8 protein-coding genes and 3 pseudogenes are annotated in these 9,043 nt (G+C 70.5%); 4 read left to right on the top strand and 7 right to left on the bottom strand.

All coding sequences use genetic code 11. The annotated features are described in order from the left end of the window. Nucleotides 1–222: 222 nt before the first annotated feature. On the bottom strand, nucleotides 223–1,278 hold the full coding sequence (locus AB0K92_RS33170; protein WP_365928985.1) for a YihY/virulence factor BrkB family protein: 1,056 nt from the start codon (nucleotides 1,276–1,278) through the stop codon (nucleotides 223–225). A 266-nt stretch (nucleotides 1,279–1,544) separates the two neighbouring features. On the opposite strand from AB0K92_RS33170, the gene AB0K92_RS33165 reads away from it, so the two are divergent. The 4 genes and pseudogenes from AB0K92_RS33165 to AB0K92_RS33150 all read left to right on the top strand — a co-directional run bounded on the left by AB0K92_RS33165 (nucleotide 1,545) and on the right by AB0K92_RS33150 (nucleotide 4,364). Next, nucleotides 1,545–1,793 carry a hypothetical protein gene (locus AB0K92_RS33165; protein ID WP_365928984.1) on the top strand — a complete coding sequence of 83 codons (249 nt, stop codon included), beginning with the start codon at nucleotides 1,545–1,547 and terminating at the stop codon, nucleotides 1,791–1,793. 424 nt (nucleotides 1,794–2,217) lie between these two features. Next, nucleotides 2,218–2,803: pseudogene (locus AB0K92_RS33160) on the top strand (sigma-70 family RNA polymerase sigma factor). Next, the gene (locus AB0K92_RS33155) at nucleotides 2,800–3,546 is read left to right on the top strand and encodes an anti-sigma factor (RefSeq protein WP_365928983.1); all 747 of its coding nucleotides are present in this window, start codon (nucleotides 2,800–2,802) and stop codon (nucleotides 3,544–3,546) included. Before AB0K92_RS33160 ends, AB0K92_RS33155 begins: the two are co-directional and overlap by 4 nt. Before the next feature lie 56 nt (nucleotides 3,547–3,602). After that, nucleotides 3,603–4,364, top strand: coding sequence for a ZIP family zinc transporter (locus AB0K92_RS33150; RefSeq protein ID WP_365928982.1), 762 nt, complete (start codon nucleotides 3,603–3,605; stop codon nucleotides 4,362–4,364). Nucleotides 4,365–4,595: 231 nt separating this feature from the next. On the opposite strand, the pseudogene AB0K92_RS33145 reads toward AB0K92_RS33150, so the two are convergent. From AB0K92_RS33145 to AB0K92_RS33120, 6 genes and pseudogenes are all read right to left on the bottom strand, one after another. After that, nucleotides 4,596–5,257, bottom strand: a pseudogene (locus AB0K92_RS33145) (fasciclin domain-containing protein). 63 nt (nucleotides 5,258–5,320) lie between these two features. Continuing rightward, nucleotides 5,321–6,922, bottom strand: coding sequence for a sulfite oxidase (locus AB0K92_RS33140; RefSeq protein WP_365928981.1), 1,602 nt, complete (start codon nucleotides 6,920–6,922; stop codon nucleotides 5,321–5,323). A 267-nt stretch (nucleotides 6,923–7,189) separates the two neighbouring features. Then, the gene (locus AB0K92_RS33135) at nucleotides 7,190–7,441 is read right to left on the bottom strand and encodes a hypothetical protein (protein WP_365928980.1); all 252 of its coding nucleotides are present in this window, start codon (nucleotides 7,439–7,441) and stop codon (nucleotides 7,190–7,192) included. A 78-nt stretch (nucleotides 7,442–7,519) separates the two neighbouring features. Then, a pseudogene (locus AB0K92_RS33130) lies at nucleotides 7,520–7,837 on the bottom strand (DUF4235 domain-containing protein); the annotation flags it as partial. 6 nt (nucleotides 7,838–7,843) lie between these two features. Next, entirely contained in the window at nucleotides 7,844–8,287 is a 444-nt protein-coding gene (locus AB0K92_RS33125) for a DUF3618 domain-containing protein (protein ID WP_365928979.1), read from the bottom strand. Further along, entirely contained in the window at nucleotides 8,284–8,655 is a 372-nt protein-coding gene (locus tag AB0K92_RS33120; protein ID WP_365928986.1) for a phage holin family protein, read from the bottom strand. The genes AB0K92_RS33125 and AB0K92_RS33120 overlap by 4 nt, the downstream gene beginning before the upstream one ends. Nucleotides 8,656–9,043 lie beyond the last annotated feature (388 nt).

The raw sequence follows: 9,043 nt of genomic DNA, 5'->3' as shown, positions 1-9,043 counted from the left end.
GCCGGCCGCGCCCGCCCCCCCCGCGCGCCGGGGGGGGGCCGGCGCGCCCCCCCGCCGGGGCTGTGCCGCGCCCGCGCCCGGTGTTTGGGGGGGCCCCCCCCCCCCCCCCCCACCGCGGGTGGCGACGAGCCGGGCGGTGGCCGTCGGCCGGCCGGTAGGACAGCCCCACGACGGAGGTCCGGCCGACGGCCACCGCCTCGGCCGGTCGTGCGGGCAGGCGCGTCAGGACTCCTCCAGACGCCGCACGTCCTCCTCATCCCACGTCCTGGTGTCACGGGGCTGGGTGTAGGGCTCGGCCTCGGGCGGGTGCCCGCCCGCGATGGCCCGCTGCCGCACGGTCTCCGCGTCGAACTCCAGACCCAGCAGGATCGCCAGGTTGCTGATCCACAGCCACACCAGGAACACGATGACGCCGGCCATCGTGCCGTAGGTCTTGTTGTACGAGGCGAAGTTGGCGACGTAGAAGGCGAAGCCGGCGGAGGCGGCCATCCAGATCAGCAGCGCCAGGAAGCTGCCCGGCGTGACCCAGCGGAAGCCCTTGACCTTGGCGTTCGGGCACGCCCAGTACAGGATCGCGATCATCGTGGTGACCAGGAGCACCAGCACCGGCCACTTCGCGATCGACCACACCGTCAGCGCGCTGTCCCCGATGCCGAGGGCTTGCCCGGCCTGCCGCGCGATACCGCCGGTGAAGACCACGATCAGCGCGCTGACCACGGCGAGCACCATCAGCAACACCGTCACCGCGAGCCGGACCGGCAGGATCTTCCACACCGGCCGCCCCTCCGGCATGTCGTAGACGGCGTTGGAGGTGCGGATGAACGCCGCGACATAGCCGGACGCCGACCACACCGCCAGCGCGAGGCCGACGATCGCCATGACCGATCCGGTACCGGCGTTGCCCTGCAGCTGTTCCACCGCCCGCGTCATGATGTCGCGGGCCGAGCCCGGGGTGAGCTGCTTGAGATTGTCCAGCACCTTCTCCGTGGCCGACTTGCCGGTCAAGCCCAGCAACGACACCAGGACCAGCAGGGCCGGGAACAGCGACAGCACCCCGTAGTACGTCAGGGACGCCGCCCGGTCGGTCAGCTCGTCGTCCTTGAACTCCTTCAGCGTCCCCTTGAGAACGTGGACCCAGGACCGCTTCGGCAGCTTCGCCGGCGTATCCGGTGCGGCCCGCTCGACCTCCTGGTCCGGCCCGGCCTCGTCCGGTGCCGGCACCTGATCACTGCCGTTGCGCCGATGGTCATTCCGCCCTGGAAGATGCAACTTCGCCATATCGGGTGGGTAACCCGGCACCGCGGACTCAAGCCCGCCGCTGCCGCCCGCGGCCCCGTGCCGGGGGCTGCCAGGTCGCGCATCCTGTCGCGCCGGCCCTCATGGCCCGCACCGGCCCGTGAGGCGTCTGGGTGACGGGTGCGGATTCCGTAGTTCCCTGTCCGGAGTCCTGGGTACTCAGCGCCACGGGCACCGGTCGAACAGTCCGGTGCTCGCCACAGCAAGCAGACGGAAGGCGTTGTTTCATGCCCAAGGTTCGGCAGCCTGTGACCGACGACAGCATCAAGGTCCGTCAGGTCAACCACTACCAGTTCAGCTGGGTCGCCGGAGAGCCCGGCCGTCGAGGCACCTTCACCCTTCAGCTCGTCCTGGACGAAGGCGCCTGGGAGGAAGTCCTCACCGTGGACGCCGAGGACGCCGACGTGCTGCAGGACCTGCTGGAGAACACCAAGACGGTCCACTACGACGTCTCCCGGCGCACCCTGATGTTCGGCGTCACCGCCACGGGGAGCTGACAGGCCGACGGCTCCACCGCGTCTGCCGTCAGCCCACGAGGGTTCGGTACGTCCCGCGCCTGCTGCCACAGAAGTGACTGTGGCAGCAGGCGCGCGTGTTCACCGTGACCGTACGCAAGTGCGCTGGCTTCCGCTGTCCGACCGAGGGCTGCCCGAGCCCTACTGCCGCCCGGACGCTCACCGACGTCGTGACCGCGTCCGGCGCCACCCTCGGCACCGCGGAGCAGCCGGAAAGGGCCGAACCTCATGGCCGGATCGACCAATCCGTCCGCCCCGCAGATCCGGATTCCCTGTGTGACAGACGACGGCCGGTATCGGAACCGTTCCGCGGCCTTCGGCCCCGGCACGCGGTCGCCGGGACCGGCTCCAGTACGCAGAGGAACGAACAACAGTGCGGGTGCGAGCCGGCACAGGGATGGATGTCGTGAAGGAACCTGTATCCATCGGCCACAATCCGATGAAGCAGCCGGATCTGCACATGCTGGTGGAGTCGGTGGCCCGCGGAGACACCGATGCATTCGCTCAGCTGTACGACATCGTCGCGGCTCCTGTACTGGGGGTGGCCCGCGCGGTGCTGCGCGACCTGTCACAGTCCGAGGAGGTCACCCAGGAGGTGCTGGTGGAGGTATGGCGCACCGCACCCCGTTCACCGTCCTGACCGCGGCACGCCCCTGAACTGGATCCTCACCCTCGCCCACCGGCGTGCCATCGACCGGGTCCGTTCCGTCGAGGCCGCCGCGGTCAGGGACCACAAGGCCGCGCTGCTCGACCGGCTGCCCGAGTACGACGAGGTGAGCGAGCAGGTCGAGCACCGCCTGGAGCACGAACAGGTCCGCCGGTGTCTGCGCACCCTGACCGAGCTGCAGCGCCAGTCCGTCACCCTGGCCTACTACCGCGGGCTCACCTACCGCCAGGTGGCCGCCCAGCTGTCCCTCCCCCTGGGCACGGTGAAAACCCGCCTGCGTGACGGACTGATCCGCTTGCGTGACTGCCTGGGAGTGAGCGCATGACCACCGACACCGATCTGCACACCCTCACCGGTGCCTACGCCCTGCACGCACTGCCCGACGAGGAACGCGAGCTGTTCGAGCAGCACTTGAACGCATGCGGATCATGCGCCGAGGAGGTCACGGAGTTCACGGCCACCGCCGCGAGACTCGCAGCAGCGGCGGCCGTCACGCCCCGCCCTGCCATGAGGAACCGGGTTCTGCAGCGCGTGACCACGGTCCGGCAGGTGGCTCCGTTCGTCCCACGGACGCCTTCGGCTGCGGCGCTGCGCCGACGCATTCCTCAACTGGCGCTTGCCGCCTGCCTCGCGGCGACCGCCGCCCTGGGAGGCGTCGCCGTCTGGGAACACCACCGGGCCGAGAACGCCGCGGCAGAAGAGCGGCAGGCTCGCCGGCAGACGGACGAGCTGGCCGCCGTCCTGGGCGCCCCCGACGCCGTCTCGCGCCGCGTCCCGCTCGAAGACGGCGCGAGCGCGACGCTGGTGGTCTCCCGCACGCGTGACAGGGCCGTCCTGGTGGCGGCCGACATGGTCACGCCACCACGGGGCAAGGTCTACCAGCTGTGGTACGAACAGGAGGGGACCATGCGGCCGGCAGGCTTGATGGACGCCGACCGCACCCATCAGGCCGTGCCCTTGTCAGGCTCGGCCAACTCGGCCTCCGCCGTGGGCATCACCGTCGAACCCGCGGGAGGATCGGCCCGCCCCACCTCAGCACCCCTCGCCGTGGTGCCCCTGCCGACCTGACCGCACCTGTCTTTCACACCAAAATGATGTGGCCGGCGCTGGGTACCCATCGGGTCATGACGCAGGTGTTCCAGGCGGGTCTGTGGGGGCTCGTAGCGGGTTCGGCGCTGCTGCTCGGTGCGGTGGCGGGATACGGGCTGCGCGTCCCGCAGAAGGTGATCGCGACGGTGATGGCCTTCGGGGCCGGGGTGCTGTTGTCGGCAGTGAGCTTCGAGCTGGTCGGGGAGGCGTACGAGCAGGCCGGGCTGGCCCCTGCGGCGATCGGCACGCTCGCCGGTGCAGCGGCCTACACCGCGGGCAACATGTGGCTGGCCCGACGTGGTGCCCGGCACCGCAAGCGCTCCGGTCACCGGCAGGACCGGGCGCAGCCCTCCGAAGGGCAGCAGAGCGGTTCGGGTCTCGCACTGGCCTTCGGTGCGCTGCTCGACGGCGTTCCGGAGTCGGCGGTCATCGGCGTGAGTCTGCTCGACGGCGGAGCGGTGAGCCTGGTGACCGTGGCGGCGGTGTTCATCAGCAACGTTCCCGAAGGGCTGTCCAGCTCGGCGGGGATGAGGAAAGCCGGCCGTGGCAAGGCGTACGTCTTCGGGGTATGGGGGGCCATTGCCGCAGCGAGCACCCTGTCGGCGGTGCTCGGCTACACCGTTGTCGGGGGGTTCTCCCCTGCGGTGATCGCCGCCGTGACCGCGGTGGCCGCCGGAGCGATCCTCGCGATGATCGCCGACACGATGATCCCCGAGGCATTCGAGGAAGCTCACCTGGCCATCGGACTGGTCACCGTGAGCGGCTTCCTGGTTTCCTTCGCTCTCTCCCACACGTGACGGTCTGTCCGTTCCCGGTCTTGTCCGCCACCGGATTCAGTCGCCGTCCACCAGCGTCCAGTTCGCCAACAGCTCTTTCGGCGACCCCCCTTGCCGCGCGCCCGCCCTTTTGGCTGCCCGAGCCGGGGCCGTGACACGTGAACGAGGCCAACCGCTCATCGTCTTCGCGCATCCGATGTTCAGGGACGGCGGAGCCGGGCGCGCTCGCGCGGCGCCCGGCGTTGTCCGCGGTCAGCTGTTGGGCATGAGGACCGTGTCGACGATGTAGACGTTGGCGTTGGCGGTCTTGACGTTGCCGCAGACGACCTTGGCCGAGTCGTTGACCGTGTAGGACTCGCCGGAGCCGGAGGTCGTGAGCTCGGACTTCTCCAGCGTGTCGAAGGAGCCGTTCTCCAGGTCCTTCGGGGTGAGCTTCTGGCCCACCACGTGGTAGGTGAGGATCTTGGTGAGCGTCGCCTTGTCGTTGAGGACCTTGTCCAGGTCCGCCTTCGGAATCTTGGCGAAGGCGTCGTTGGTCGGCGCGAACACGGTGATGTTCTGGGCGTTGTTGAGGGTGTCGACAGGCCGGCCTTCTTGACCGCGGACACCAGCGTGGACAGAGCCGGGTTGTTGGAGGCGGCGGTGGCGACCGGGTCCTTGGCCATGCCGTCGAAGGAGCCGGCGCCGTCCTCGGGAACCGAGGCGCAGGCCGGACCGAAGGGCTCGTCCATGGTGGAGGCGCTGCTGCCGGAATCGGCCATGGAGTCGTCCGAGGCGGTCGCGGACGCCGACGCCTCGCTGCCGGAGTCGGCCTTCGACGCGTCACCGCTGTCGTCCGAGCAGGCGCTCAGCGCGAGCGGAAGGACGGCCGCGGCGGCGACGGTGACGGCGATACGACGGATACGGGTCTGCATGGTGTGTCTCTCTGTTCCAGGGTGCGGCGGGTGCCGCCTGATAAGGGGAAAGTGGTCTGTGGGTCACTCGACGGTCACCACGACGGAATGCCATCCGCCGGCGCCGTCGGGGATGGTGCGGCTGCGCTTCTCGGTCTGGACCTGGCCGGTGCGGTCGGTGGCCCGCACGGTCACGGTGTGTCCGCCCTTGGTGGCCCGCCACGGGTAGGACCACTGGCGCCAGGTGTCGCGCGAGTCCTCGGCGGCCAGGGTGGCTTCCTGCCAGGGCCCGTCGTCCACGCGGACCTCGACTTTGTCGATGCCGCGGTGCTGGGCCCAAGCAACGCCGGCCACCATCACCGTGCCTGATCTCGGCCGGGCGAACGGCTTGGGGGTGTCGATGCGGGACTGGGTCTTGATGGGGGCTTCGCGGGCCCAGTCGCGCCTGACCCAGTAGGCGTCGTAGGCGTCGAAGGTGGTCAGCTCGATGTCCTCGATCCATTTGCAGGCGGACACGTAGCCGTACAGGCCGGGCACCACCATGCGGACCGGGAAGCCGTGGCCGAAGGGCAGCGGCTCGCCGTTCATGCCGACGGCGAGCAGTGCGTCACGGCCGTCCATGACGTCCTCGACCGGGCTGCCGATCGTCATGCCGTCCACGGAACGGGCCACGAGCTGGTCGGCCGGCCCGCCCTGGGACGGCGGCCGCACACCGCACTCCGCGAGCAGGTCGGCGAGCCGGACCCCGATCCAGCGGGCGTTGCCGACGTACGGGCCGCCGACCTCGTTGGACACACACGTGAGGGTGATGTCCCGCTCGATCAGCTCCCTGCGCAGCAGCTCGTCGAACGACAGCGTCAGTGGCCGCCGTACGCCCTGGTCGTGGATGCGCAGCCGCCAAGCAGTGGTGTCCACGGTGGGCACGACCAGGGCGGTGTCGACCCGGTAGAAGTCCTCGTTCGGAGTGATGAACGGGCTGACGCCCGCCACCCTGACCTGTGCGCGCCGGGGCACCACGGGGGCCCGTGAGCTCGGGACGGGGAGGTTGACGCTCTTGCGGGAGGCGAGCGCGTCCCGGCCGCCGGCACCGTTCAGGGCCCTGCCCAGCGCACCCGCCCCGGCCGTGGCGGCGGCAGCGGTGGTCGCGGCGATCACAAAACCGCGCCGGTCCCAGCTCTCGCCAGCCGGCTCGGGTGAGCGTGCCTGCTGACGGCGCGGTGCGAGGAGGCGGCCGACGAGGGCGTAGAGGAGGAGAGCGGCGACGAGCGCCCCCATGATGGAGGGAAGCGCGTCGGTGAGGGCGGCGGAGTCGGGGCGGCTGGTGGCCGCCACTGCCCCGATGGCCCCGAACCCCAGGATTCCCGCGGCTGCGATGCGCCGGTGGCGCAGGCCGAGAACTCCCAGGGCCAGTGCGAGCAATCCCGATACGATGAGGATGCCGAGCTGAAGGATCAACATGTCATCGGTACCGAAATTGCGGATCGCCCAGTCTTTCACCGCGGCCGGCGTGCGGTCGATGGCGGCACCGCCGACCGCGACGACAGGACCGGCCTGAGGACGCACTCCCGCCGCAACCAGTTCGGCGACGGCGAGCGCGGCGAAGCCGGCCAGGAGACCGCTCAGCGCACCCAGCCCGAGCCGTGTCCCTCTGCCGGGATTCCGCGGTTCCTTCTCTTCGTCGCTCATGTGGGTAATCCGGTCCCGCGCGGTGGGCGGATTGGCCCGGAACCCGAACGGATGAATGTTGTTCCGGGACCACTCCGCATGTTCACCTGCTCCGTATGACACGCCGTGCCGGCCCGCTCGAGGGAGTGGACTGGTGGTGTGGTCAGGTCGGGCAGGCGGGGTCACGGTGTCCACGACCGGCAGCCCGGGCCGACGGTGCCCGCCCTTGGGGTGCGGTGCGGGTGGTGGAGCGTGTCCGTGCGGTGGCTCTCGGGGGTCCGGGCCGGGTCACTCGGGCGGATCGGTGCGCGTGTGGAGGTGCTGCCAGCAGCGGTGCACGTGCTGTTCGGCCTCTCGCACGGCCAAGGCGGCTTCGTCGGGCGGTGTGGCCTCGGCGGGGTGTCGTGTCCAGCGGCGGTGTGGGCGTGCTGTGCCGGTGGTGCGGTTGAGGCTGCTGCGCAGGAGGGCGGTACGGGTGATGAGGACCAGGGCGATGGCTGCTGCGGCCGTCAGAGCGGCGGCCGCGTGCTGATCGGACATGGTGGCGTCTCTCGTGCTCGGTCACGGGCCGGGCAGGAGGCCGGCCGTGATTCTTCCAGCCTCCTGCCTGGGCGGGTGTCAGCCGGGCCAGGTACCGGTCAGGCGGCGGGTGGCGGCGGCGCCGACACGGTCGACGGCGGCCTTGACCCCCATGGCACCGGCCCTGGGCACGGCCGCCGCGAAGATCGCGCCCTGCACGGTGGCGGCGAGCAGGATTCCGCCCCGGGCGCGGTCCTCGTCGGTGGCGTCGGTGGCGTCGGTGGCGTCGGTGGCGTCGGTGGCGTCGGGAGCATCCTCGTCGTGGCCGAGCATCTTCCATGCCGGTTCGAACAGGGCGCCTGCAAGCATGCGGCCGACCGCTCCCAGGCCGAGGCCGACAGGCTTGCAGGCGCCTTCACCGTCTCACCCCTTGCGGCGGCACAGCAGCCACAGCACGACACCGGCGCCCACTGCTGTCAGAAGCAGCCCTCGGTTGTCCCGAGCCATCTGCGCGCCCTGCTCCGTCCTGGCCCGCACCGGCTCAGGTGCCTTGTCCTGGATCAGCCGGCCGGCCTGGGCCGCCTTGGCGCGAGCCTGCTCGGCCGCCCGGACGGCCTTGTCCTTGACCGGGTCGGGCAGCTTGTCCTGCACCCGGGACGCGGCCTCGGCGGCCTTGGACCTCAGCTCCCCGGCCTTCAGCGCAGCCTGCTCCTTGACCTCGGCGGCCCTTTCCTGGGCACGCGCCTTGACATCGGCCTTGCCCGCGAGGGCCTCCACCGTCTCACCGAGCTCGTGGCGGGTCTGCTCGACCTGCTCGCGCAGTTCCTCAGGGCTCTCGGCGATCGGCTCGCCGTGCGGCTGGGTCATCGCTTGGCACTCTCCTTGATCTCGGCCACATCGGCCTTCACGTTCTCGACTGTCAGCTCGGGTGTCGGTGGCGCGGCCTGGGCGACTTCCCTCTTCCCGGTCAGTGCCATCACCGCGGCGATCACCCCCAGGACGGCGGTGACGATGAGGGCTGCGGCCCATACCGGCAGCACCACCGCCAGCGCCGCGATGACGGTGGCCACCAGCGCCTGCAGCATCAGAAGACCGGCAAGACCGGCACCGCCGAACAGCCCGCCCCCCTTGCCGTACCGTTTGCCTTTCTCCTTCATCTCCGCCTGTGCCAGGCGCAGCTCGCCGCGCACCAGCTCGGTCAGTTGCTGCGATGCGCGCTGCACCAGCTCTGCCACTGGCTCCGATCCTGTGGTCTGCTGACCGGAGCCAGGCGGCTGGATGCTGGACACGCTGATCACCTCCCGTCGCTCACATGTCTCCAGGCCTTCTGGGCGCCACGGCGCGCCCGCCCGGTGGCCACGCAAGTACCCCGATCACGGCAGTTCAGGACGCACGCACGTGCAGCTTTTATGCAGCGGGCCGTCACTTTTTGTGCCCGCCGGATGCGGAGTGCGGCGCAGGTGCGGCTCTCGAGCAGGCCGAAGCTGTCCCGCGGCCTGCTCCTCCTGCTGTCCGGAAGGCACGTAGCCCTAGGCCGTTTCCTCCGGATCATCTCGCCGACCAGATGAAGATGGCGGCGAGGTGGAGGCCGGCCAGGTAGATGGTGGCCGTCTTGTCGTAGCG

The sequence above is a fragment of the Streptomyces sp. NPDC052687 genome (genome assembly GCF_040678395.1).
Lineage (GTDB): Bacteria > Actinomycetota > Actinomycetes > Streptomycetales > Streptomycetaceae > Streptomyces.
The sequence above is the reverse complement of the archived record's forward strand: the minus strand, read 5'-3'. Positions and strand labels throughout refer to the sequence as shown.